Origin of the sequence: Streptomyces acidicola (assembly GCF_009377235.1) — a bacterium.
In the GTDB taxonomy this organism is placed as follows: domain Bacteria; phylum Actinomycetota; class Actinomycetes; order Streptomycetales; family Streptomycetaceae; genus Streptomyces; species Streptomyces acidicola.
In genome coordinates this window covers 1-24,204 of the sequence record NZ_VMNX01000139.1, presented here as the reverse complement: position 1 = coordinate 24,204, position 24,204 = coordinate 1, and the positions used below count along the sequence as shown (strand labels likewise).

Here is a 24,204-nt window from a genome sequence, read left to right as displayed (position 1 = left end):
GGTGGGAAACCCACCAACCCGGAGGCACCCGAGCTAAAGAGGGCGCCGCATCGCACGATGCGGTATCCCCGCATCCGGGAACTCGGCCCCGTACGCCACATATCCCAACCGCTCGTAGAACCCGAGCGCATGCGTCTGCGCGTGCAGATCCACCGCCGCCAGCCCGCGCTCACGGGCCGCCTCCTCGACGGCCCGCACCAGGGCGGCCCCGACGCCCAGCCCGCGTGCCTCGCGCGTCACGGCGAGCCGCCCGAGCGAGCCCACGGTGAGGTCGCCGTCGGTCTTCGCCACGGCCGCCTCCCCGTACAGCAGCCGCCCCGTGCCGAGCGGCACCCCGTCGTCCCGCACGGCCAGCACGTGCACGGCGTCGCTGTCGTACGCGTCGTACTCCAGGTCCTGAGGGACGCCCTGTTCGACGACGAAGACCTCCTTGCGCACCGCGAAGCACGCCTCACGGTCCAGGGGGTTCTCCGCGACCCGTACCGCATACGAGGAGCTCGTGTGCGACGGGCTCATGCGTACGTGTCCTCGTGGACCTGGTCCAGGGCCTTCTGCAGGTCCTCGGGGTAGTCGCTCTCGAACTCGGCCCACCGTCCGTCGCCGGGGTGCTCGAAGCCGAGCCGCACCGCGTGCAGCCACTGGCGGGTCAGTCCGAGCCGCTTGGCGAGCGTGGGGTCGGCGCCGTACGTCAGGTCGCCCACGCACGGATGCCGGTGGGCCGCCATGTGGACCCGGATCTGGTGGGTGCGCCCGGTCTCCAGCTTGATGTCGAGCAGGGAGGCGGCGCGGAACGCCTCGACGAGGTCGTAGTGCGTGACGGACGGCTTGCCGTCGGCCGTGACCGCCCACTTGTAGTCGTGGTTCGGGTGCCGGCCGATGGGCGCGTCGATCGTGCCGCTCGTCGGGTCGGGGTGGCCCTGGACCAGCGCGTGGTAGCGCTTGTCGACCGTGCGCTCCTTGAACTGGCGCTTCAGGAACGTGTACGCGTACTCCGACTTGGCCACCACCATCAGTCCCGACGTGCCCACGTCGAGCCGGTGCACGATGCCCTGACGTTCGGCGGCGCCCGAGGTCGAGATCCGGTACCCGGCGGCGGCGAGCCCGCCGATGACCGTGGGGCCGGTCCAGCCGGGGCTCGGGTGGGCGGCGACTCCGACGGGCTTGACGATCACGACCACGTCATCGTCGTCGTGCACGATCTCCATGCCCTCGACCGGCTCGGCGACGATCTGCACGGGGGCGGGCGCCTGCGGCATCTCGACCTCCAGCCAGGACCCGCCACGCACCCGTTCGGACTTGCCGACCGCCGCGCCGTCGACCATCACCTTGCCTGCCGCGGCCAGTTCGGCGGCCCTGGTACGGGAGAACCCGAACATGCGGGAGATGGCGGCGTCGACGCGCTCGCCCTCCAGTCCGTCGGGCACGGGCAGGGTACGGATCTCGGGAATCGTGCTCACCCATCGAGTATGCCGGACGGCTCCGACACCTCTGACCGGAGCCTGTGGACAACCTCCGGCCGCCTCTTGCGGGCTCAGTCCTTGTGGACGGTGCCGTCCGGGTCGAGGCCCCGGAAGGACAGAATCACGATGAGGACGCCGCCGCAGACGATCGCGGAGTCGGCGAGGTTGAAGACCGCGAAGCCCTTGGGCGCGATGAAGTCCACCACCGCTCCCTGGAAGACGCCGGGCGAGCGGAAGATCCGGTCGGTGAGATTGCCCAGGGCGCCGCCGAGCAGCAGCCCGAGCGCGACGGCCCAGGGCAGGCTGTAGAGCTTCCGCGCGAGGCGGATGATCACCACGATCACGGCCGCCGCGATCACCGTGAAGATGATGGTGAAGGCCTCACCGAAGCCGAACGCAGCGCCCGCGTTGCGGATCGCCTCGAACTTCAGCCACTCGCCGATGATCTCGATCGGCTCGTGGTGTTCCAGCTTCGCGACCACGATCATCTTGCTGACCAGGTCGAGGGCGTACGCGAACGCGGCGACGGCGAACAGTACGGCGATCCGGCGCTTACCCCTGGGCTGCTGGGCCTCACCCGCCGTCCCGTCCGCCTCGGCCGACGACCCGTACGGGGCCCCCGCCTCCCCGGAGCCGGACCGCTCGTCCGAAGCCGCCTTCCCGTCGGACCGCTCCGGCTCGGCTTCCGCCGACTCGGGGATGTCCGGCGTACCGATGATGCGCTCCGCCTCTGCCACGTGAGTCCTTCAACCTAGGTTCCTGACTGAGGACGAGAGTACGTCACCGCCCTCGGGACCACGTGCCGAGTCGGCCCTCAGTAGCGGCGTTCCTGCTTCTGTTTGCACTCGACGCACAGGGTGGCCCTGGGAAAGGCCTGCATGCGCGCCTTGCCGATGGGATTGCCGCAGTTCTCGCAGAGCCCGTAGGTGCCCGCGTCGAGCCGCTCCAGGGCGCGCTCGGTCTGGTCGAGCATCTCGCGCGCGTTGTGGGCCAGCGCCATCTCGTGCTCGCGCGTGATGTTCTTGGTGCCGGTGTCGGCCTGGTCGTCGCCGGCCCCGTCCCCGGAGTCCCGCATCAGGCCCGCGAGGGATCGCTCGGAGTTGTCGAGTTCGGCGTGCAGCCGCATCGCGTCGGACTGCAGCTCGGCACGGGCCTCGGCGACCTCGTCCGGAGTCCAGGGGTCCTCGCCGGGGCGTACCGCGAGCTCGCCTGGTTTCGCCGCCGCGACCCGTGCCTTGGGCACGGCCGTGGGCTTCTTCGCCGCCGTGGCAGTGCCAGGAGTCTTCTTCGCAACCACTGTGGGGGCTCCCGTCGTCTTCGCGGCCTGGGCCGCGCCCGCCTTCTTGGCCGTGCTCTTCTTGGCCGCGCCCGTCGTGGAGGCGCTCTTCTTGGCAGCGGGCCGCTTCGCGGCTGCCTTCTTCGCCGCCGCCTTCCTACCGACCGCCTTCTCACCCACCGGTGTACCGGTCCCTTCCTCCGCACTCGCCTTCTTCGAAACAGCCGCTCTCGAAGTCGCCACCTTCTTGGCACCCACCTTCTTGGGCGCGGCCTTCTTGGCCACCGTCTCCTTGGCCGCCGACTTCTTGACCGCAGCCTTCTTGACCGCCGTAGTGCCCACTTCCCCGGCACCGGCCTCGGTGACCCCTGCCTTGACGGTGGCCGCCTTCGCAGTCCCCGGCCTCTTGGTGGACTCCTGAGCAGCCCCTGTCTGCTTGGCCTTCTCGGCGACCGTCTCCTTGTCGACTTTCTTGGCAGCGCTCGCCCTTTTCCCGGCCGCCTTCGCCGCGCCCGCCCTGGCGGAGCCCGGCTTGCCCGTGTCCGACTTCGCCGCGCCCGTCTTCTTGGCAACCGCCTTCGCCGTGCGGGACCCCTTCGAGGCCGTTTTCGTTCCGGCCTCCTTGCCGGTGGCCGACGCCCCCTCGGCAGCCCGCTCCGCGGCCGCCTTCCCTCCGGCCTCCTGCGTCAGGGCCGTCTCCACAGCGGCCGCGTCCACGGTGGCCGACCCCCTGGCCGTATTCCTGGTGGCCGTCCTCCCGGCCACCGTCTTCACCGGCCTGGCCGCGCGCCCGCCGGGAGCCTTCTGCGCACGCTTCCTGCCGCCCGCACCCTTGGCCGCAGCCCCGCCGGAGGCACCCGCGGCCGTGGTTCTCCCGGACGCCGACTGCTGTACGGCGGTCTTCTTCGCCACCATGGTCGCGGCCCCTTCACAAATTGTGATCTTGCTCGCGAATCGTGCTGGGACGATAAATCGACTTGAGTCCCGCGGCAACGGGGCATACCGCCCGATTCGCCCGCCCCAAGGATGCCTCGCGTCGAGCCTGCATGCGTTGTGCCCAGCTCCCCGCCAGGTAATCCGCCTCGCCGGGAGTCCCAGGATCCGGACACCGGACCGGTGCCATTCGGGTCACCCCGCAGGTCGCACGGCCACCGCCGCGCAGCAGCGCACGGTCTCGGATATCCGGTCGGCCGCTGTCCCCGGGGCGCCGTACACTGGGCGGAGCGAAAAGCGTGGATGGGGACGAGTAGCGCCGCACGCAGCCATGAGCGACCCGGGGACGGTGGAAGCCCGGGGGCGAGCGCGACGTGAAGATCACCCCGGAGCCGCCGGAAGAAAGCCGACGCGCACCAGGCAGGACAGCTGTCAGGAGCGCACCAGCGGCGAGTAGAACCGGCTTCGCGATCCCAATGAGAGGGCTCACCGGTGCGTACGGGGCACCGAGGAGCCAAGGAGGGTGGTACCGCGGGAGCGCGCCGCACACGGCGTCCGGAGAAAGAAGGCTCTCGTCCCTCCGACGGAAGGCAGAAAGTCCGTTGGAGGAAGCTCGCTGATGACAGCGCCGACGTACCGCCAGGTGCCCGCCCAGGTCGACCTGCCCGCGCTTGAGCACGCGGTTCTCGACTTCTGGCGCGAGCAGAAGATCTTCGCCAAGAGCCTGGAACAGTCCGAGGGCCGCCCCGAGTGGGTGTTCTACGAGGGCCCGCCCACCGCCAACGGGATGCCGGGGGCCCACCACATCGAGGCCCGCGTCTTCAAGGACGTCTTCCCCCGCTTCCGCACCATGCGCGGCTACCACGTGGCCCGCAAGGCCGGCTGGGACTGCCACGGCCTGCCGGTGGAGCTGGCCGTCGAGAAGGAGCTCGGCTTCAGCGGCAAGCAGGACATCGAGGCCTACGGCATCGCGGAGTTCAACGCCAAGTGCCGCGAGTCCGTGACCCGGCACACCGACGCCTTCGAAGAGCTCACGACCCGCATGGGGTACTGGACCGACCTCACCGACCCCTACCGCACGATGGACCCCGAGTACATCGAGTCGGTCTGGTGGTCGCTCAAGGAGATCTTCACCAAGGGCCTGCTGGTCCAGGACCACCGCGTCGCCCCTTGGTGTCCGCGCTGCGGCACGGGCCTGTCGGACCACGAGCTGGCACAGGGTTACGAGACGGTCGTCGACCCCTCGGTGTACGTCCGTTTCCCGCTCACCTCCGGTCCGCTCGCGGGCGAGGCCGCGCTCCTGGTATGGACGACCACGCCATGGACGCTGGTGTCGAACACCGCGGTCGCCGTCCACCCCGACGTCACCTACGTCGTGGCCACGAACGGCGAGGAGAAGCTCGTCGTCGCCGAGCCGCTCGTCGCCAAGGCCCTCGGTGAGGGCTGGGAGACCACCGGCCGGACCTTCACGGGCTCCGAGATGGAGCGCTGGTCCTACCAACGCCCGTTCGAGCTCGTCGAGTTCCCGGCGGACACCGAGACGCACTATGTCGTCAACGCCGAGTACGTCACGACCGAGGACGGTACGGGCCTGGTCCACCAGTCCCCCGCATTCGGTGAGGACGACCTCAAGGTCTGCCGCGCGTACGGTCTGCCGGTGGTGAACCCGGTCCGCCCCGACGGCACGTTCGAGGAGGACGTCCCCCTCGTAGGCGGGGTCTTCTTCAAGAAGGCGGACGAAAAGCTCACCGAAGACCTCCAGCAGCGCGGTCTGCTCTTCAAGCACATCCCGTACGAGCACAGCTACCCGCACTGCTGGCGCTGCCACACCGCGCTCCTCTACTACGCGCAGCCGTCCTGGTACATCCGCACCACGGCCGTCAAGGACCGCCTCCTCCAGGAGAACGAGCAGACCAACTGGTTCCCGGACTCGGTCAAGCACGGCCGCTACGGGGACTGGCTGAACAACAACATCGACTGGGCCCTGTCCCGCAACCGCTACTGGGGCACCCCCCTGCCGATCTGGCGCTGCGAGGACGACCACCTCACCTGCGTCGGCTCCCTCACCGAGCTGACCGAGCTGACCGGCACCGACCAGTCGGACCTCGACCCGCACCGCCCGTACATCGACGAGGTCACCTTCGCGTGCCCCCAGGACGGCTGCGGCACCACGGCCACCCGCGTACCGGAGGTCATCGACGCCTGGTACGACTCGGGTTCGATGCCGTTCGCACAGTGGGGCTACCCGTACAAGAACAAGGAGCTGTTCGAGGCCCGCTACCCGGCGCAGTTCATCTGTGAGGCCATCGACCAGACCCGCGGCTGGTTCTACACGCTGATGGCGGTCGGCACGCTGGTCTTCGACAAGTCCAGCTACGAGAACGTGGTGTGCCTCGGCCACATCCTCGCCGAGGACGGCCGCAAGATGTCCAAGCACCTGGGCAACATCCTGCAGCCGATCCCGCTCATGGACCAGCACGGCGCCGACGCGGTCCGCTGGTTCATGGCAGCCGGCGGCTCCCCGTGGGCGGCCCGCCGCGTGGGCCACGGCACCATCCAGGAGGTCGTCCGCAAGACGCTCCTCACCTACTGGAACACGGTCGCCTTCCAGGCCCTGTACGCGCGCACCTCGAACTGGGCGCCGTCCGAGGCGGACCCGGCCCCGGCCGACCGCCCGGTCCTGGACCGCTGGCTGCTGTCCGAGCTCCACGCGCTCACCGACCAGGTGACCCAGGCCCTCGACACGTACGACACCCAACGCGCCGGCAAGCTCCTGTCGGCGTTCGTCGACGACCTGTCCAACTGGTACGTACGCCGCTCGCGCCGCCGTTTCTGGCAGGGCGACAAGGCGGCGCTGCGCACGCTGCACGAGGTCGTCGAGACGGTCACGAAGCTGATGGCCCCGCTGACCCCGTTCATCACCGAGCGGGTCTGGCAGGACCTGGTCGTGCCGGTGGCCCCGGGCGCCCCGGAGTCGGTGCACCTGGCCTCCTGGCCGGAGGCGGACCTGTCCGCCATCGACCCGGAACTGTCGAAGCAGATGGTGCTGGTGCGCCGGCTCGTGGAACTGGGCCGTGCCACGCGCGCGGAGTCGGGCGTCAAGACGCGTCAGCCGCTGTCGCGCGCGCTGGTGGCGGCGGCCGGCTTCGAGTCGCTGAACCCCGAACTGCACACGCAGATCACGGAGGAGCTGAACGTGAGCTCCCTCGCCTCGCTGAGCGAGGTCGGGGGCTCACTGGTGGACACCACGGCGAAGGCAAACTTCCGTGCGCTGGGCAAGCGCTTCGGCAAGCGGGTCCAGGACGTGGCCAAGGCCATCGCGAACGCCGACGCGGCCGTCCTGTCCCTGGCCCTGCGCGAGGGCACGGCCTCGGTCGAGGTCGACACCGAGACGGTCACCCTGTCCCCGGACGAGGTGATCATCACGGAAACCCCGCGCGAGGGCTGGTCCGTGGCGTCCGACCCGGGTGCCACGGTGGCCCTGGACCTGGAGATCACCGAGGAGTTGCGCCGCGCCGGTCTCGCCCGTGACGCGATCCGTCTGATCCAGGAGGCCCGCAAGAACAGCGGCCTGGACGTGGCCGACCGGATCGCGCTGCGCTGGACGTCCACGGACGCGGAGGTGAACGCGGCCCTGAACGAGCACTCGGGGCTGATCTCCGACGAGGTCCTGGCCACGGACTTCGCGTCCGGCGAGGGTGACGACACATACGGGGAGCCGTTCACGGACGAGGGTCTCTCGCTGACGTTCCGCCTCCGGAAGATCGGCTAGCGAGGGCGGTTCGTGAGCCACGGGCCATCCGTGGCGGGCCGCGCCCCTGACGCCCGAAGGCCCCGTTTCCTGATGGAAGCGGGGCCTTCGGGGCACGGAAGGACGAGCCGGCACGCCGGGGCGGGCCGGATTCGAACCGGCGTCCTCCTAGATGCCGTCGAGGCGCGACAACCATCTGCGCTACGCGCCCCAGCGCTTGGAGCACCCTAGGGTCTGTTCTGAGTTCCCCGCCTGCGCAGCGACGCCCGGCACGCTCCCCCACTGCCTTAAGGGCGTGGGAGGTACCCCCCACTCGGCGTGCGGCGCCACAGGACAGGTGGCTCCGCCACATGACCTGCGAGGCACGCCGAGGGCACGCACCGGCTGCGGACGTCAGCGGCTCCGCCGCGGGCGCTGCGCCCGCGCTTCGCGCGGACGACGGGGAACTCAGAACAGGCCCTAGCCGCGCACAGAAGCGCGCCCCACTGGTTTTCCGCAGAACCCGCAAAGGCAGAACCCACAAAGGACGAGGCCCCCGGAATTCCGGGGGCCTCGTCCTGAACGCTGCCGACGCCTAAGGCGTACTAGAGGCCGTCAGTTGTCGTCCTCGTCGATCAGGAAGCCACGCATCGGCGAGGGGGCCTGGCCCATCGGGGACGGGCCCTGGGGGCGGACCGGAGCCATCGGCTGGGTCATGGCCGGGGACATCTGCTGCTGGCCGCCGTAGGAGGGCGCGGACGGGGTGGGAGCACCGCTGCCCATGCCACCACCCATCCCACCGCTCATGCCTCCACCCATCGCCTGGTTGCCGCCGTACGACGGGGCGCCCGCGCCGGCCGGGGCCATGGAAGGCGCCGGGGACGGCGGCAGAGAGGCGGCCGCCGGGGTACGCGGCGGAGCCAGCGAGTCGTCGGCCTGGGTCTCCAGCTGACGCAGCTGCGACTCCAGGTACGACTTCAGACGGGTGCGGTACTCGCGCTCGAAGCCGCGCAGGTCCTCGACCTTGCGCTCCAGCGTGGCGCGGGCGGACTCCAGGGAGCCCATCGCGACACGGTGCTTCTCCTGCGCGTCCCGCTCCAGGGCGTCGGCCTTGGCACGGGCGTCGCGCTCCAGGCCCTCGGCACGGCTGCGCGCCTCACCGACGATCTTGTTGGCCTCGGAGCGGGCCTCGGCGATCGCCTGGTCGGCGGTCTGCTGGGCCAGCGAGAGCACACGCGCGGCGCTGTCGCCACCGGGCCCCTGACCGGGCAGACCGGGGCCGCCCATCGGACCACCAGGTCCACCGGGACCGCCCGGGCCACCCATGGGGCCGCCCATCGGGCCACCCATCTGCTGCTGCATCGGGCCGCCTTGACCCATCGGGCCACCCTGACCCATCGGGCCACCCTGACCCATCGGGCCACCTTGACCCATCGGGCCGCCCTGACCCATCGGCCCCTGACCCATGGGGCCGGGACCCTGCTGACCCTGACCGCCCGGACCCGCGGGCAGCTGCGGGGCACCGCTCGGCAGCTGGGGCGGGCCACCCATGGGGCCACCCATCTGCTGCTGCGGCGGGCCCGATATCCCGGCGGGGACAGGAGCACCCGGACCGCGCATGCCCTGCTGCTGGTCCTGGGGACCGGGTCCCTCCGGGGGCTTGCGCATGTTCTGCTGGTTCTGCGCGGCGGCACGCGTGGCGGCGGCCAGCTTGGCGCGCAGATCCTCGTTCTCGCGCAGCAGGCGGGTCAGTTCGGCTTCGACCTCGTCGAGGAAGGCATCGACCTCGTCCTCGTCATAGCCTTCTCGGAGGCGGACGGTCGTGAACTGCTTGTTCCGCACGTCCTCGGGGGTCAACGGCATCTCTTCACCTCAACGTAGTCATCGGCAGTCGGCAAGACCGTATCGTCCACAGTCACCTCGCGAGGTTGCTCACGACGGAGATCAGGATGTAGACGATGATCATTAGGACGAAGAAGGACAGGTCAAGTGCCACGCCCCCGAGACGTAGCGGCGGGATGAACCGCCGCAGAAGCTTGAGCGGTGGATCAGTGACAGTGTAAGTGGCCTCCAGAACGACCACCATCGCCTTGCCGGGTTGCCATGAGCGGGCGAACTGGAACACATAGTCCATGACCAACCGGAAGATCAGCACGATGAGAAAACACATCAGCGCGACATAGAGCACCTGCCAAACCACGCTCATGATCCGTGCTTCCCTCTCCCCTGTTTCCGTGCTTCGTTTCCGGTCGTGCGTCTCAGCTCTGGTTGAAGAACCCGCCCTCTGCGATGCGGGCCTTGTCCTCCGCCGTGACATCGACGTTAGCAGGCGACAACAGGAACACCTTCTGCGTCACCCGCTCGATGCTTCCGTGAAGACCGAACACCAGACCAGCCGCAAAGTCGACAAGTCGCTTCGCGTCTGTGTCATCCATCTCAGTCAGATTCATGATCACCGGGGTGCCCTCACGGAAGTGTTCCCCGATGGTACGGGCCTCGTTGTAAGTCCGCGGGTGCAACGTGGTGATCCGGTAAGGCTCTCGTTCGGACACGACCTTGGGCATGATCACCGGCGCGTTCTTCTCCAGGCTCTGGCGTTCTTGTGTGATGGATGCCACGGGCGCGATCCGGGCGGGTCGCGGCGATTCGGCGGACACTGAGGCGGAATGCGCCGCCGGTTCGCGCTGCACGGAGGACTGCACGACTCTTACCGATTCGTCCCGTTGGGGCTGATGTGACTGGTGGGACGGTTCATGCCGCCTGCGGTCACGCTCGGGCTCCGGGTCGAGCTCGGGTTCGAAGTCGTCATCGGGGTCGAAACCGCGGCCGTCGTACCCATCGTCCTCCACGAGGCCGAGGTAGACCGCCATCTTGCGCATCGCGCCGGCCATGCTCTGAGTCCTCCGCTCTGTGGTGGATCGACCGACTACTTGCCGAGTGCCCGCGATCCACGAGGTCGTTATGCCCGCTATCGGCGGGAATGACCATATTTTCTGCTGTGGTCCGACTTCTTGGCGACGTTACCCGAGCCTGGGGCGGACTCCGAGTACCGCCGTACCGACGCGCACATGTGTCGCCCCGGCCGCCACGGCCTGTTCGAGGTCCGCACTCATCCCTGCCGAGACCATGTTCGCAGCCGGATGAGCTCGGCGCAGTACAGTCGACAAATCCATCAACCGATCGAACGCCGCCTGTTGGCGATCCGCATACGGCCCGGTGAGCGGTGCGACGGTCATCAGGCCGTCGAGCCGCAGCCCCGGCGAACCCGCGACGAGGTCGCCCAACTCCTCGATTCCGCCAGGCCCCACACCCCCTCGTTCCCCGCGGCCGCTCTCCTCCGCGTCGAGCGCGACCTGGATGAGACATCCCACCTCGCGCCCGGCCCGCACAGCCTCTTTCGACAGAGCTGTGACGAGCCTGGAACGATCGACGGACTGCACGAGATCCGTGTAACGCACCACAGAACGAACTTTGTTGGTCTGCAACTGGCCTACGAAGTGCCACGTAAGCGGCAGATCCGAGCATTCCGCAGCCTTGGGTGCCGCGTCCTGGTCCTTGTTCTCGGCGACATGGCGCACACCCAACTCCGACAGAATCCGCACATCACTGGCGGGGTAGGTCTTGGTGACCACGATCAGGGTCACCTCCTCGCGCTTCCGCCCGGCCGCCGCGCACGCCGCCGCGATGCGGTCCTCCACCCTCGCCAGGTTCTCGGCGAGTTGAGCCCTACGGTCCTTCATGCCCATCAGTCCAGCCAGACATATCCCGCGAGTCGCCCCGTGGTGCGGTCGCGGCGGTACGAGAAGTGATCGCCCGACTCCAGCGTGCACACCGGCGACTGCTCCCGGTAGCGCACCCCGAGTCGTTCGAGCTGTGCATGCACTCCGGCGCTCACATCGACCGCGGGTGTGCCCCAACTCGTTTCGGCGTACGCCGCCGGCTCGACGGCGGACACCTCGGCGCGCATCGCCTCGGGTACCTCGTAGCACCGGCCGCAGACGGCGGGCCCGGTGCGGGCGACGATCCGGGACGGCTCGGCACCGAGTCCCATCATGGCGCGTACGGCGGCGGGCACGACCCCGGCGATCATGCCGGGCCGTCCCGCGTGGGCGGCGGCAGCGACCCCGGCGACGGGATCGGCGAGCAGCACGGGCGTGCAGTCGGCGGTGAGCACCGCGAGGGCGAGTCCGCGCCGGGTGGTGACGACCGCGTCGACGCTCGGAACCTCCGACGAGCCCCACGGCCCGTCGACCACCGCCACGTCCGCCCCGTGCACCTGGTTCATCCAGACCACCTCGGCGGGGTCCAGGCCCAGCGACTTGGCGGCCCGCTCCCGGTTGGCGCGCACGGCGTCGGGGTCGTCACCGACCGCCCCGCCGAGATTGAGCTCCTCGTACGGAGCGGCGCTCACCCCGCCCCACCGGTCGGTGAAGGCGAAGTGCGCGCCACTTGCCGAGGTCACAGAGCCTGGCCGTCCTATCACTTGAGGAAGTCCGGCACGTCCAGTTCCTCGGCCCCGCTGTCCGTGTAGGACCGGGACGGGGGGACGGGCGGGGAGATCGACAGGTCCTTCGCCGGCTCCGGCTTGGGCTCCGGCTCCTCCTTCGGCTTGACGCTGCCGAGCGAGCCGAAGGACGGGCGGCTCTCGGACGGCCGCACGGGCGCGGGGTCCTCGCGCTTGGAGGAGGCCGAGCCCAGGATGTTCTCCCGCTTGGCCGGAGGCTGGCCGCCGTCGAAGCCGGCCGCGATCACCGTGACCCGCACCTCGTCACCGAGGGCGTCGTCGATGACCGCACCGAAGATGATGTTGGCCTCGGGGTGCGCGGCCTCGCTCACCAGTTGGGCCGCCTCGTTGATCTCGAACAGGCCGAGGTCGGAGCCACCGGAGATGGAGAGCAGCACGCCCCGGGCGCCGTCGATGGACGCCTCCAGGAGCGGCGAGGAGATCGCCATCTCGGCCGCGGCCACCGCGCGGTCGTCGCCGCGGGCCGAGCCGATGCCCATGAGTGCCGAACCGGCCTCGGACATCACGGACTTGACGTCGGCGAAGTCGAGGTTGATCAGGCCGGGCGTGGTGATGAGGTCGGTGATGCCCTGGACACCGGACAGCAGGACCTGGTCGGCCGACTTGAAGGCGTCGAGGACCGAGACCTGGCGGTCCGAGATGGACAGCAGCCGGTCGTTCGGGATGACGATGAGCGTGTCGACCTCTTCGCGGAGTTCGGCGATTCCGTCCTCGGCCTGGTTGGCACGGCGCCGTCCCTCGAAGGTGAACGGGCGGGTGACCACGCCGATGGTGAGTGCGCCGAGCGAGCGGGCGATGTTGGCCACGACGGGCGCGCCGCCGGTGCCGGTGCCGCCGCCCTCGCCGGCCGTCACGAAGACCATGTCGGCCCCCTTGAGGACCTCTTCGATCTCCTCGCGGTGGTCCTCGGCGGCCTTGCGGCCGACGGCCGGGTTGGCTCCGGCGCCGAGTCCGCGGGTGAGTTCACGGCCGACGTCGAGTTTGACGTCGGCGTCGCTCATCAACAGCGCCTGGGCGTCCGTGTTGATCGCGATGAACTCGACACCCTTGAGACCGACCTCGATCATTCGGTTGATGGCATTGACACCACCGCCGCCGACACCGATGACCTTGATGACTGCGAGGTAGTTCTGCGGTGCTGCCACGTCGAAGGCCTCTCGCCTCGATTTACGGGTCGTCACTTCGCGGCTGACCACGAGGCGACGACGGATGCCGATGGGGACGGTCCGTATCGCCGACCCGAACCCTAACCCTGAAGTTTAGGGTTACCAGTGTGCCTGTTCCCAGGACTCTTCCGAACAGGACACTAAGTCGACAAGTGGCGCACGTTCAACGAACACGCCGAACCTCCCGTTTTTCTTTTCACCCTATGTGATCAGCCGTAGCGATGCCCAACCAGGGTGCTGGCCTGCGCGGATGTGCGTCAACTTCCCGATGACGCAGGGGCCGTGGGAACACTCACGTCGAAGTGCCGTGCACCGGGGGCGGCTTTCATCAGAGCGGTGAGCGTACGAGCCTTCGCGCGACCCTTCTCGCGACTGCCCCACGCGATGGTCCGGCCGTCGGCCAACTCCAGCGAGATCGAGTCGTAGGAACGGACCTTGACGAATCGGGTGTCCCGCGCGACGGCGGCCGGAAGGTCACCGGCGACGCCGACCGCGGCCCGCACCAGCCGTTCGGTGCCGAAACGGGAGGAGCCGGCGGATCGCGCGAGCTCCATTTCCAGCACCGGCACGCCCTTCGGGGGTTCCGGAACCGTGGCGAATCGCACGCCCTTGGCGTCCACTTCGGCGTACTTGCCCCCGTTTCCAGAGTTTTCGACAATCAGAACCGGAGTGCGCTCGATCACTTTCAGGTCGATTCCGTGCGGCCAGTCACGGGCGACCTCGACCGAGTCAATTCGGGGCAATTTCTGGCGCAATCGCGCCTCGATCGCATCGATGTCGACGGAAATCAGGGGTGCGTCGAGAGGCACCTCGGCCGTCTCGTCCACCTCCGCCTGGGTCAGGACCCGCGTCCCCGAGACGGACACGCGCTCCACCCGCAGCCACGAGGAGCCGTAGAGCACCCACACGATGGCCGCTCCGAGCAACACCAGGGCGACGATAAGGATGATGAGCGTACGAGGGCCGGGGAGTTTCCCGAGGGGAGACGGGCCGGACCGGAGGTCCTCTTCTGCGCCGCGCTCGGCGGTCGTCGGTCCGGCCACGCTCCCCTGCCTTCTCTCACATGTGCTTAGCGGTGACGCGAGGCGATCGCCTCGTACACCATGCCGACGAGCAGTTCGTCGGCGTCCCGGCGGCCGAACTCGCTGGCGGCGCGGGACATCTCGAACAGCCGGTGCGGGTCGGCGAGCACGGGCAGGACGTTCTGCTGCACCCACTGGGGCGCGAGTTCCGCGTCGTCGACCAGCAGTCCGCCGCCGGCCTTGACCACCGGCTGGGCGTTCAGCCGCTGTTCGCCGTTGCCGATGGGCAGCGGGACGTACGCGGCCGGGAGCCCGACGGCGGAGAGTTCGGCGACGGTCATCGCGCCCGCGCGGCAGAGCATCATGTCGGCCGCGGCGTACGCGAGGTCCATCCGGTCCAGGTACGGTACCGGGATGTAGGGGGGCATTCCCGGCATCTGGTGCACCTGCGGCAGTTCGTTCTTCGGGCCGACCGCGTGCAAGATCTGGATACCGGCCTGCTGGAGGTACGGCGCGACCTGCTGGACCACCTCGTTGAGGCGCCGGGCGCCCTGCGAGCCGCCGGAGACGAGCAGCGTCGGCAGGGAGGGGTCCAGGCCGAAGGCGGCGCGGGCCTCGGGGCGCATCCGGGCGCGGTCCAGGGTGGCGATGGAGCGGCGCAGCGGGATGCCGATGTAGCGGGCGTCCCGCAGCTTGCTGTCCGGGGTGGAGACGGCGACCTGGGCGGCGTACCGCGAACCGATCTTGTTGGCCAGGCCCGGGCGGGCGTTGGCCTCGTGGACGACGATCGGCACGCCGAGGCGCTTGGCGGCGAGGTAGCCGGGCAGGGCGACATAGCCGCCGAAGCCGACGACGGCGTCCGCCTTGGTGCGCTCCAGGATCTGCTCGGCGGCCTTGATCGTGCCGCGCAGCCGGCCGGGCACGGTGATCAGCTCGGGCGTGGGCTTGCGTGGCAGCGGCACGGCGGGGATCAGCGCGAGTTCGTAACCGCGCTCGGGCACCAGTCGGGTCTCAAGGCCGCGCTCCGTGCCCAGGGCCGTGATCCCGACGGTCGGGTCCTGCCTGCGCAGCGCGTCCGCGAGGGCGAGCGCGGGCTCGATGTGACCGGCGGTTCCGCCACCGGCGAGGACGACATGCACCGAAATTCACCGCTCTCCGGACGAGCGCGCCGCGGAGGCGCGTCGTCGCATCGTGTTCCGTCTCCGAGGCCCCGGAGGGCCTCCAGCCCGCTTTCTACCAAAGCGAGGTTGCCGCATCGCAAGCGCCGCCCGCGCAGCGGGGTCCTCACGCGCGAAGGCGATCAGCAGCCCGATGGCGAACATGGTCGGCAGCAGGGCGGATCCCCCGTAGGAGAACAGCGGGAGCGGGACTCCGGCGATCGGCAGCAGACCGAGCACCGCACCGATGTTGATCACTGCCTGCGCGGTGATCCAGGTGGTCACGCCTCCCGCGGCATACCTCACGAAGGGGTCCTCCGTGCGTCCGGCGACGCGGATACCCGCATAGCCTAGAGCCGCGAAGAGGGTGAGCACCGACAGCGTCCCCGCAAGGCCCAGTTCCTCACCGGTGACGGCGAAGATGAAGTCGGTGTGTGCTTCCGGTAGTTGGCCCCATTTCTCCACACTGGCACCAAGGCCGGAACCGAAGAGTCCGCCGGAGGCCAGCGCGTAGATGCCGTGGACGGCCTGCCAGCACTGCTCGACGTCGGTGGAGCCGAGACAGGTGAGCCGCGCCATACGGTTGTCGCTGGTCTTGATGAGGATCACAGCGATCAGCACGGCCACGGACAGCACGCCCACGAAGAGCCGGGTGGGCGCCCCCGCCACCCACAGCAGGCCGAACAGGATGGCCGTGAGGATGATCGCGGTCCCCATGTCGCCGCCCAGCATGATCAACCCGAGCAGCATGAACGTCACCGGGACGAGCGGCACCAGCATGTGCTTCCACTGTGTCAGCAGCCGCTTGTCCTGCTTGCGCGCGAGCAGGTCGGCGCCCCACAGCACGAGCGCGAGCTTGCCGAACTCGCTGGGCTGGAGCTGGAAGGGGCCGCCGATGGAGATCCAGTTCTGGTTGCCGTTGACCGCCATCCCTATCCCCGGGATCTGGACCAGGATCATCAGGAAGACCGAGCCGGCCAGCATCGGGTACGCCAACGCCCGGTGCAGCTTCACCGGCATCCGCGAGGCCAGGAACAGCAGCCCGGCCCCGATCGTGGCGGCCAGGAACTGCTTCCGGAAGAAGTACGACCCCGGCAACGACAGCTGCAACGCGGTGATCTGCGAGGCCGAGTACACCATCACCAGCCCCAGGACGGTGATCAGCAGGCTGCCGCCCAGGATCAGGTAGTACGCGGTGAGCGGCCGGTCCCAGGCCCGTCGGGCCCGCGTCAGCAGCCGCCGTACGGGGTTGTCGCGCGGGGGGCGGGCGACGGGCGGCCGGCGGGTGACGCGCTGGAGGGGAGGACGGCCGGCACGGCTACTGCCCATCAGGGACCCCCAGCGCCGTACCACCGGCGGACGGCCGCCGACGAAACTCCCGCCACATCCGTGTCACGCGTACCCTCCAGGTTCGCCCGGCTCCGCCGCCGGGCAAGGCGGACCCGGGTCAGCCGTCGGCGGACTGCAGTTCACGGACGGCCTCCGCGAACGCGTCCCCGCGCTTGTTGTAGTTGACGAACATGTCCATGGAGGCACAGGCAGGAGCCAGCAGCACCGTGTCGCCCGCTCGCGCGAGCGCGCGCGCCTCCCGGACGGCCGCGAGCATCGCCCCAGTGTCGGTCCGGTCGAGGTCCACGACGGGCACTTCGGGCGCGTGTCGCGCGAGCGCTTCCCGGATCAGGGCCCGGTCGGTACCGATCAGCACGGCACCTCGAAGTCGCTTTGCCGACTTGGCGACCAGTTCGTCGAAGGTCGCACCCTTGGCCAGGCCACCGGCGATCCACACGATCGACTCGTACGCGGCCAAGGAGGCTTCCGCGGCATGCGTGTTGGTGGCCTTGGAGTCGTCCACGTACGCGACGCCGTCCACGTCCGCCACCTGCTCGATGCGGTGCGCGTCCGGCCGGAAGGCCCGCAGACCGTCCCGTACGGCCTGGGGGGGCACCCCGAAGGCGCGGGCGAGGGCCGCGGCGGCGAGGGCGTTGGCGATGTTGTGCGGGGCGGGCGGGTTGACGTCCGCGACCTCGGCGAGCTCCTGGGCGTTCTTCTGCCGGTTGTCGACGAAGGCGCGGTCGACGAGGATGCCCTCCACGACGCCGAGTTGGGACGGCCCGGGCGTGCCCAGTGTGAAGCCGACGGCCCGGCAGCCCTCCTCGACGTCCGCCTCGCGCACCAGGTCCTCGGTGGCCTTGTCAGCGACGTTGTACACGCACGCGACGCGATTGCCCTCGTAGATACGGCCCTTGTCGGCGGCGTACGCCTCCATGGAGCCGTGCCAGTCGAGGTGGTCGGGGGCGAGGTTGAGGACGGCGGCGGAGTGGGCGCGCAGGGAGGGCGCCCAGTGGAGCTGGTAGCTCGACAGCTCCACCGCCAGTACATCGAGATCGCTGTACGGCTCCTCGCCCAGCACGATGTCGATGATCGGTGTGCCGATGTTGCCCACCGCGGCCGTGCGCAGGCCGGCGGCGCGCAGGATCGAGGCGAGCATCTGGGTGGTGGTCGTCTTGCCGTTGGTGCCGGTGACGGCCAGCCAGGGGGGCGCGTCGGGGGCGCGCAGCCGCCAGGCGATCTCCACGTCGCCGACGACGTCGACGCCCGCCTCGGCGGCCGCGGCGAAGAGCGGCGAGGTCGGCTTCCAGCCGGGCGAGGTGACGACCAGGTCGGTGCCCTCGGGGAGGGTGTCGCCGTCGCCGAGCCGTACCCGGACGCCTTCGAGAGAGCTTTCCAGGGCTGCGGCCTTCTCGCGGAGCACCTCCGAGTCGCCGCCGTCCACCACGACGACGGACGCGCCGAGGCCGGCCAGGGCGCGGGCGGCGCTGATGCCGCTCACGCCGAGGCCGGCGACGGTGATGTGCATGCCCTGCCAGGACGTCACTTGTCGGCCGCCCATCCCGCATAGAAGATGCCGAGTCCGACAATCACACAGATGCCCTGGATGATCCAGAAGCGGACCACGACAAGGACCTCGGACCACCCCTTGAGTTCGAAGTGGTGCTGGAGCGGGGCCATCCGGAAGACGCGTTTTCCGGTGAGGCGGAACGAGCCGACCTGGATGACGACCGACATCGTGATGAGGACGAACAGGCCGCCAAGCAGCGCGAGCAGCAGCTCGGTGCGGGAGCAGATCGCGAGACCCGCGAGCGCGCCGCCGAGGGCCAGCGAACCGGTGTCGCCCATGAAGATCTTGGCGGGAGAGGTGTTCCACCACAGGAAGCCGAGGCAGGAGCCCATGAGCGCGGCGGCCACGACGGCCAGGTCGAGGGGATCTCGTACCTCGTAACAGGCTTGCGGGTTGATCAGCGTCGCCGCGTTGGCGCAGGCCTCCTGGAACTGCCAGACGCCGATGAACGTGTACGCGCCGAAGACCAGCACGGAGGCGCCGGTGGCGAGACCGTCCAGACCGTCGGTCAGGTTCACGCCGTTCGACATGGCGAGGATCATGAACAGCGCCCAGATCACGAACAGCACCGGGCCGATGGACCAGCCGAAGTCCTGCACGAAGGAGAGCTTCGTGGAGGCCGGGGTGTTGCCGCGGCTGTCCGGGAACTGCAGCGCGAGCACGGCGAACGCGATGCCGCCGATCAGCTGGCCGGCCATCTTCGCCTTGGCCCTGAGGCCCAGCGACCGGCGCTTGACGATCTTGATGTAGTCGTCGAGGAAGCCGACGAGCCCCATCCCCGCCATCAGGGAGAGAACCAGCACACCCGAGAAGGTCGGGGGCGGTGTCTCCGTGTCGCTCATGCCCGTGAAGACCTTGGACAGGAAGTAGGCGGCGATCGTCGCCAGGATGAAGGCGATGCCACCCATCGTCGGTGTACCGCGCTTGGCATGGTGCTCGCGCGGGCCGTCGTCGCGGATGTACTGGCCATAGCCCTTGCGGGCGAGCAGCTTGATCAGCAGCGGAGTGCCGATCAGCGTCAGGAACAGGCCGATGACTCCTGCGAACAGGATCTGCTTCATCATCGGGCGGCAACCTCACCCTCGACACCGCTGTCCAGCAGCGCCTGCGCCACACTCTCCAGCCCGACCGACCGGGACGCCTTCACGAGTACGACGTCTCCCGGGCGCAACTCGCTGCGCAACAGGTCGACCGCCGCCTGTGCGTCGGACACGTGCACCGACTCCTCACCCCACGAACCCTCGTTATATGCGCCCAGTTGCAGCCAGGACGCTTCCCTGCCCCCGACCGCGACGAGCTTGCTGACGTTGAGCCGGACGGCGAGCCGTCCTACCGCGTCGTGCTCGGCGAGCGCCTCGTCCCCGAGCTCGGCCATCTTGCCGAGCACCGCCCACGTGCGACCCCCTTCTGCCCGTGAGGCTTCGCCCATGGCCACCAGCGCCCTGAGGGCGGCTCGCATGGACTCGGGGTTCGCGTTGTAGGCGTCGTTGACGACCGTCACGCCGTCCGGGCGCTCGGTGACCTCCATACGCCAGCGGGAGAGGGAGCCCGCCTCGGAGAGCGCGGTGGCGATCTCTTCCGCGGACATGCCCAGCTCATGGGCGACGGCGGCCGCGGCGAGCGCGTTCGACACGTGGTGCTCACCGTACAGGCGCATGGTCACATCGCTTGCACCGGAGGGTGTGTGAAGGCGGAAGGCGGGCCGTCCGCTGTCCATGAGTCGCACGTTCTCGGCGCGTACGTCCGCTTCGCCGGACTCTCCGAAAAGGATCACCTTCGCCTTGGTACGGGACGCCATGGCGCGCACGAGGGGGTCGTCGGCGTTCAGGATCGCGGCACCCTCTTCGGGCAGTACCTCGACCAACTCGCCCTTGGCGCGGGCGATCTGCTCGCGTCCGCCGAACTCGCCGATGTGGGCGCTGCCGACGTTGAGGACGAGCCCGATCCTCGGCGGGGTCAGGTCGGCGAGGTACCGGATGTGGCCGATTCCGCGGGCGCCCATCTCCAGGACGAGGAACCTCGTCTCCTCGGTGGCGCCGAGCGCGGTGAGGGGCAGCCCGATCTCGTTGTTGAGCGAGCCGGGCGTCCACACGGTCGGCGCCTTGCGCTGGAGCACCTGCGCGATGAGGTCCTTGGTGCTGGTCTTGCCCGCGGAGCCGGTGAGGGCCACGAGGGTCGCGCCGAGCTTCTGGACGACATGTCGCGCGAGGGCACCAAGGGCCGTCTGGACGTCCTCGACGACGATCGCGGGGACACCGACGGGGCGGGAGGCCAGCACGGCGGCGGCGCCCGCCTCGACGACCTGCCGGGCGAAGTCGTGGCCGTCCACGCGCTCACCGGCGAACGCGATGAACAGGCTGCCGGGCCCCGCCTCGCGGGAGTCCCTGACGACGGGTCCGGTGACCCGGACCGACGGGTCCGGTATGTCGTACGTCTGCCCGCCGACGACTTCTGCGATCTCGGCGAGAGAGAGGGCGATCACAAGTTCATCCCTGGGTCTGCTGGATAGCTTCGCGAAGCACCTGGCGGTCGTCGAAGGGACGCACCACCCCGGCGATGTCCTGGCCCTGCTCGTGGCCCTTGCCCGCGACCAGCACGGTGTCCCCCGGCTGTGCGCGGGCCACGGCGGCTGCGATCGCGGCGGCCCGGTCCTCGAAGACCTGGACCTCTCCGCGCTCGTGTGCCGGTACGGACGCCGCGCCCTCGAGCATGGTCGCGAGGATCGCGAGGGGGTCCTCGGAGCGCGGGTTGTCGGAGGTCAGTACGGCGGTGTCGGCGAGCCGGGCTGCGGCGGCACCCATGGGGCCCCGCTTGGTCCTGTCCCGGTCGCCGCCGCAGCCGAGCACGACGTGTACCTTGCCCTCCGTGACCTTGCGGAGCGCCTTGAGGACCGATTCGACCGCGTCCGTCTTGTGCGCGTAGTCGACGACCGCGAGGTACGGCTGCCCGGCGTCCACGCGCTCCAGCCGGCCCGGTACGCCCGGCACGGCGGCGATGCCGTCGGCGGCGGTCTGCGGGTCGATGCCGGCGGCGGCGAGGGCGACGATCGCGGCGAGGGTGTTGGCGACGTTGAAGGGGCCCGGCAGCGGCGATTTCGCGGTGATCCGCTCGTCCTTCGGGCCGATCACGGTGAACGTCGAGTCCATCGGGCCCACGGTGACGTCCTCGGCGCGCCAGTCGGCGTCGGGGTGCCCCTCGGCGGAGAACGTGACGACGGGGACAGTGGCCTCCTTGACCAGCCGGCGGCCGTACTCGTCGTCGAAGTTGATCACGCCGAGCCTGCTGCGTTTCGGCGTGAACAGCTGCGCCTTGGCCCCGAAGTAGTCCTCCATCCCGGAGTGGAACTCCATGTGCTCGGGGCTGAGGTTGGTGAAGACGCCGATGTCGAAGACACAGCCGTCGACCCGGCCGAGGACCAGCGCGTGGCTGGAGACCTCCATGGTCACCGCCTCGACGCCGCGCTCGCGCATGACCGCGAACAGGGCCTGGAGATCGGTGGCCTCCGGGGTGGTCCGCTCGGACTTGATGCGCTCGTCACCGATGCGCATCTCGACGGTGCCGATCAGCCCGGTGCTGCGGACGGACTTCAGGCCGCCCTCCACCAGGTACGCGGTCGTGGTCTTGCCGGAGGTTCCCGTGATGCCGATCTGGAGCAGGTCGCTCCCCGGCTGGCCGTAGATCGTGGCCGCCAGCTCGCCCATCCGTCCCCGGGGGTCGTCGACGACGAGCACCGGCAGACCGGTGGCGGCGGCGCGCTCGGCCCCTGTCGGATCGGTGAGCACGGCGACGGCACCGAGGCCGGCCGCCTGGGTCACGAAGTCGGCGCCGTGCAGACGGGCGCCGGGCAGGGCGGCGTACAGATCGCCGGGGCGCACGGCGCGCGAGTCATGGGTGATGCCCGTGACCTCGGCGTTCTTCGAGGTCTCCGGCTGCGCGGCACCCAGCCGGCCGGCGAGCTCCGCGAGGGGTGTGGCGGAGACCCGCGTCGGCCGCGGCGGTCCCGGATATGTCACGGGAACACCCTTCTGGGTGGTTTGGGACTGATCAGCGTGTGGCACGGCGGTGAGCGTACCGGGCTCACCCCCGCCAGGGCGAAGCGAGGGACTGGGTGGGGACTGGTTCCCGGAGTCGGGGGTGATCATCGTCACGAGCTGGTTCCTGGTCGGTCTCTGCAGTGGTGCTGATCAGGGCTTGAACGCGACGGGCAGGTTCGCGGCCTTCGCACCGGTGGGCGGGATCTGGAGGGTCTTCAGGGCGAACTCCATGACCTCCTTGTAGATGGGTCCGCAGATCTGGCCGCCGAAATAGCCGCCCTTGGTGGCGTTCTGGATCGCGCAGTAGACGGTGATCCGCGGATTGTCGGCGGGCGCGAATCCGGCGAACGACGACGTGTAGCCGCGGTACCTCCCAGTGGCCGGATCCACGCGGTTGGCGGTACCCGTCTTGCCCGCGACCCGGTAGCCGGGGATGCGCGCCTTGGTGCCGGTCCCCTCGGCGTCGTCCACGACCGACTCCAGCATCCGGGCGAGGGTCTTCGCCGTCTTCTCACTCACGACCCGCGTCTCCTTGGGCTTGGGGACGGGTGTGAACCGTCCGTCGGGTCCCTTGCTGCCCCGTACGAGCGTGGGCTCGATCCGTACGCCGCCGTTGGCGATCGTCGAGTAGACGGACGCCGCCTGCATCGCGTTGATGGACATGCCCTGGCCGAAAGGGATCGTGTACTGCTGTGAGGTCGACCAGGTGTCCGGCGGCGCGAGGATGCCCTTCGTCTCGCCGGGGAAGCCGAGTCCGCTGTAGCTGCCGATGCCGAACTTCCGCAGGTACGAGTAGAGGACCTGGTTGGCCTTCTTCTGTGTCTTTCCGAGCTGGCCGGTGGCCAGGATGGTGCCGATGTTGCTGGACTTGGCGAGCACGCCGTTGAGGGTGAGGTACCAGGTCGGGTGGTCGACGTCGTCCTTGAAGAGACGGTCGCCGCGGTGCAGCCGGTTGGGCACGGTGACGTGCGTCAGCGGGGTGGCGGCGTTCTCCTCCAGGACGGCGGCCATCGACATGACCTTGGCGGTGGAGCCGGGCTCGTATGCGTCCTGGAGGGCCGCGTTGCCCAGAGCGTCTCCGTTCGCCTTCGAGAGGTCGTTCGGGTCGAAGCCGGGCGAGTTGGCCAGGGCCAGGATCTCTCCGGTCCGGGTGTCCTGCACGATCACGTAGCCGCGGTCCGCCTGGGACTTCTTCACCTGCTCGGTGATGGCGTTCTGGGCGGCCCACTGGATGTCGCGGTCGATGGAGAGTTCGACGTCGGAGCCGGGGACGGCGGGTGTCTCGGTGGAGCCCGCGGTGGGTACCTGACGGCCGCCGGACTGGGCGTAACGGATCTCGCCGTTCTTGCCGGCCAGGTCCTTCTCCAGCTTCCGCTCGACGCCGCCACCGCCTTCGCCCTCGGCGTTGACCCAGCCCAGTATCCCGGCGGCGAGGCCGCCGTTCGGGTACACGCGCTTGCTGCTGGGGTCCTGGAAGACGCCCGCCAGGACATTGACCGTGCCGGGGTCCGACCCCGCCTTCTTCGCGAGCGCCGTCTTCAGGTCCTTGATCTGTTTCCAGACCTCGGGCATCTGACGGCGTGCGAGCAGCACGTACTGGGTGTTCTTCGTCCTGAGCTTGGCGGCGATCGCCTCCTGGTCCTGGCCGAGGATCGGCGCGAGGAGCGCGGCAGCCTGCTCGGGGGCGTCGGCGATCTTCGTCTGCTCGGGGGTGAACAGCGTCGGGTCGGCCGTGATGTCGTTCGCGTCGACGCTGATCGCCAGGGCGACGCCGTCGCGGTCGGTGATCTCGCCGCGCTCGGCCGCCAGGACGTGTCCCACATACCGGTCCCGCTCAGCCCTGGCCGTGTACTCGCCGGCGTCGACGGCCTGCACCTGGAGCAGCCGTACGACGAAGGCGATCAGCACCAGGGTCAGGGCGAGGCTCACCATGCGCAGGCGCGGCCGGGGGCTGCCGAGCCGGAGGGGCCCCGGGGCGGCAGGCCGGGCCGCGCTCGGCCGG

General features: G+C 69.6%; 19 protein-coding genes and 1 tRNA gene. 1 reads left to right on the top strand and 19 read right to left on the bottom strand.

Going from position 1 to position 24,204, the window contains the following annotated elements; all coding sequences use genetic code 11:
* Positions 1-33 precede the first annotated feature (33 nt).
* From FPZ41_RS29600 to FPZ41_RS29585, 4 genes are all read right to left on the bottom strand, one after another.
* Positions 34-516, bottom strand: coding sequence for a GNAT family N-acetyltransferase (locus tag FPZ41_RS29600; RefSeq protein WP_152866708.1), 483 nt, complete (start codon positions 514-516; stop codon positions 34-36).
* Positions 513-1,457, bottom strand: coding sequence for an RluA family pseudouridine synthase (locus FPZ41_RS29595; protein ID WP_131566326.1), 945 nt, complete (start codon positions 1,455-1,457; stop codon positions 513-515). Before FPZ41_RS29595 ends, FPZ41_RS29600 begins: the two co-directional genes overlap by 4 nt.
* Positions 1,458-1,531: 74 nt before the next feature.
* Complete coding sequence (gene lspA, locus FPZ41_RS29590) at positions 1,532-2,197, bottom strand: signal peptidase II (protein ID WP_322620885.1); 666 nt, start codon at positions 2,195-2,197, stop codon at positions 1,532-1,534.
* A 77-nt stretch (positions 2,198-2,274) separates the two neighbouring features.
* Positions 2,275-3,651, bottom strand: a complete 1,377-nt coding sequence (locus tag FPZ41_RS29585; RefSeq protein WP_194236247.1) for a TraR/DksA family transcriptional regulator — start codon at positions 3,649-3,651, stop codon at positions 2,275-2,277.
* A 637-nt stretch (positions 3,652-4,288) separates the two neighbouring features.
* Between FPZ41_RS29585 and ileS the strand changes: the two genes are divergently transcribed.
* The gene (gene ileS, locus FPZ41_RS29575; protein ID WP_152866707.1) at positions 4,289-7,441 is read left to right on the top strand and encodes an isoleucine--tRNA ligase; all 3,153 of its coding nucleotides are present in this window, start codon (positions 4,289-4,291) and stop codon (positions 7,439-7,441) included.
* Positions 7,442-7,557: 116 nt separating this feature from the next.
* Here the strand turns inward: ileS and FPZ41_RS29570 are convergent.
* The 15 genes from FPZ41_RS29570 to FPZ41_RS29500 all read right to left on the bottom strand — a co-directional run.
* Positions 7,558-7,632: transfer RNA gene (locus FPZ41_RS29570), tRNA-Pro, on the bottom strand.
* A gap of 382 nt (positions 7,633-8,014) precedes the next feature.
* The gene (locus FPZ41_RS29565; protein ID WP_152866706.1) at positions 8,015-9,262 is read right to left on the bottom strand and encodes a DivIVA domain-containing protein; all 1,248 of its coding nucleotides are present in this window, start codon (positions 9,260-9,262) and stop codon (positions 8,015-8,017) included.
* Between the two features lie 52 nt (positions 9,263-9,314).
* The gene (locus FPZ41_RS29560; RefSeq protein ID WP_131566303.1) at positions 9,315-9,605 is read right to left on the bottom strand and encodes a YggT family protein; all 291 of its coding nucleotides are present in this window, start codon (positions 9,603-9,605) and stop codon (positions 9,315-9,317) included.
* A 52-nt stretch (positions 9,606-9,657) separates the two neighbouring features.
* Positions 9,658-10,290 (bottom strand): cell division protein SepF, encoded by a 633-nt coding sequence (locus FPZ41_RS29555; RefSeq protein WP_152866705.1) that lies wholly within the window; start codon positions 10,288-10,290, stop codon positions 9,658-9,660.
* Positions 10,291-10,419: 129 nt separating this feature from the next.
* Complete coding sequence (locus tag FPZ41_RS29550) at positions 10,420-11,145, bottom strand: YggS family pyridoxal phosphate-dependent enzyme (RefSeq protein ID WP_194236246.1); 726 nt, start codon at positions 11,143-11,145, stop codon at positions 10,420-10,422.
* Positions 11,145-11,861, bottom strand: a complete 717-nt coding sequence (gene pgeF, locus FPZ41_RS29545) for a peptidoglycan editing factor PgeF (protein WP_407698831.1) — start codon at positions 11,859-11,861, stop codon at positions 11,145-11,147. The genes FPZ41_RS29550 and pgeF overlap by 1 nt, the downstream gene beginning before the upstream one ends.
* 17 nt (positions 11,862-11,878) lie before the next feature.
* Complete coding sequence (gene ftsZ, locus FPZ41_RS29540) at positions 11,879-13,069, bottom strand: cell division protein FtsZ (protein WP_131566291.1); 1,191 nt, start codon at positions 13,067-13,069, stop codon at positions 11,879-11,881.
* Positions 13,070-13,347: 278 nt separating this feature from the next.
* Positions 13,348-14,133, bottom strand: coding sequence for a cell division protein FtsQ/DivIB (locus tag FPZ41_RS29535; protein ID WP_322620883.1), 786 nt, complete (start codon positions 14,131-14,133; stop codon positions 13,348-13,350).
* Between the two features lie 26 nt (positions 14,134-14,159).
* Positions 14,160-15,251, bottom strand: a complete 1,092-nt coding sequence (murG, locus tag FPZ41_RS29530) for an undecaprenyldiphospho-muramoylpentapeptide beta-N-acetylglucosaminyltransferase (RefSeq protein ID WP_131566286.1) — start codon at positions 15,249-15,251, stop codon at positions 14,160-14,162.
* 6 nt (positions 15,252-15,257) lie between these two features.
* Positions 15,258-16,598 carry a putative lipid II flippase FtsW gene (ftsW, locus tag FPZ41_RS29525; RefSeq protein WP_152866703.1) on the bottom strand — a complete coding sequence of 447 codons (1,341 nt, stop codon included), beginning with the start codon at positions 16,596-16,598 and terminating at the stop codon, positions 15,258-15,260.
* A gap of 118 nt (positions 16,599-16,716) precedes the next feature.
* The gene (gene murD, locus FPZ41_RS29520) at positions 16,717-18,159 is read right to left on the bottom strand and encodes a UDP-N-acetylmuramoyl-L-alanine--D-glutamate ligase (protein ID WP_152866702.1); all 1,443 of its coding nucleotides are present in this window, start codon (positions 18,157-18,159) and stop codon (positions 16,717-16,719) included.
* The gene (mraY, locus tag FPZ41_RS29515) at positions 18,141-19,232 is read right to left on the bottom strand and encodes a phospho-N-acetylmuramoyl-pentapeptide-transferase (RefSeq protein WP_152866701.1); all 1,092 of its coding nucleotides are present in this window, start codon (positions 19,230-19,232) and stop codon (positions 18,141-18,143) included. Before mraY ends, murD begins: the two co-directional genes overlap by 19 nt.
* Positions 19,229-20,650 (bottom strand): UDP-N-acetylmuramoyl-tripeptide--D-alanyl-D-alanine ligase, encoded by a 1,422-nt coding sequence (locus FPZ41_RS29510; RefSeq protein WP_322620882.1) that lies wholly within the window; start codon positions 20,648-20,650, stop codon positions 19,229-19,231. The genes mraY and FPZ41_RS29510 overlap by 4 nt, the downstream gene beginning before the upstream one ends.
* A 4-nt stretch (positions 20,651-20,654) precedes the next feature.
* On the bottom strand, positions 20,655-22,316 hold the full coding sequence (locus tag FPZ41_RS29505; protein ID WP_322620881.1) for a UDP-N-acetylmuramoyl-L-alanyl-D-glutamate--2,6-diaminopimelate ligase: 1,662 nt from the start codon (positions 22,314-22,316) through the stop codon (positions 20,655-20,657).
* A 36-nt stretch (positions 22,317-22,352) separates the two neighbouring features.
* Positions 22,353-24,204: peptidoglycan D,D-transpeptidase FtsI family protein (locus FPZ41_RS29500; protein WP_322620880.1), on the bottom strand; the 1,852-nt coding region annotated here is incomplete at its 5' end.

What these genes read in the sequence shown, in the direction of transcription:
- FPZ41_RS29600 (WP_152866708.1), bottom strand. Translation starts at nt 516, where the DNA reads ATGAGCCCGTCGCACACGAGCTCCTCGTATGCGGTACGGGTCGCGGAG.
- FPZ41_RS29585 (WP_194236247.1), bottom strand. Translation starts at nt 3,651, where the DNA reads ATGGTGGCGAAGAAGACCGCCGTACAGCAGTCGGCGTCCGGGAGAACC.
- ileS (WP_152866707.1), top strand. Translation starts at nt 4,289, where the DNA reads ATGACAGCGCCGACGTACCGCCAGGTGCCCGCCCAGGTCGACCTGCCC.
- FPZ41_RS29565 (WP_152866706.1), bottom strand. Translation starts at nt 9,262, where the DNA reads ATGCCGTTGACCCCCGAGGACGTGCGGAACAAGCAGTTCACGACCGTC.
- FPZ41_RS29560 (WP_131566303.1), bottom strand. Translation starts at nt 9,605, where the DNA reads ATGAGCGTGGTTTGGCAGGTGCTCTATGTCGCGCTGATGTGTTTTCTC.
- FPZ41_RS29555 (WP_152866705.1), bottom strand. Translation starts at nt 10,290, where the DNA reads ATGGCCGGCGCGATGCGCAAGATGGCGGTCTACCTCGGCCTCGTGGAG.
- FPZ41_RS29550 (WP_194236246.1), bottom strand. Translation starts at nt 11,145, where the DNA reads ATGGGCATGAAGGACCGTAGGGCTCAACTCGCCGAGAACCTGGCGAGG.
- ftsW (WP_152866703.1), bottom strand. Translation starts at nt 16,598, where the DNA reads ATGGGCAGTAGCCGTGCCGGCCGTCCTCCCCTCCAGCGCGTCACCCGC.
- murD (WP_152866702.1), bottom strand. Translation starts at nt 18,159, where the DNA reads ATGGGCGGCCGACAAGTGACGTCCTGGCAGGGCATGCACATCACCGTC.
- mraY (WP_152866701.1), bottom strand. Translation starts at nt 19,232, where the DNA reads ATGATGAAGCAGATCCTGTTCGCAGGAGTCATCGGCCTGTTCCTGACG.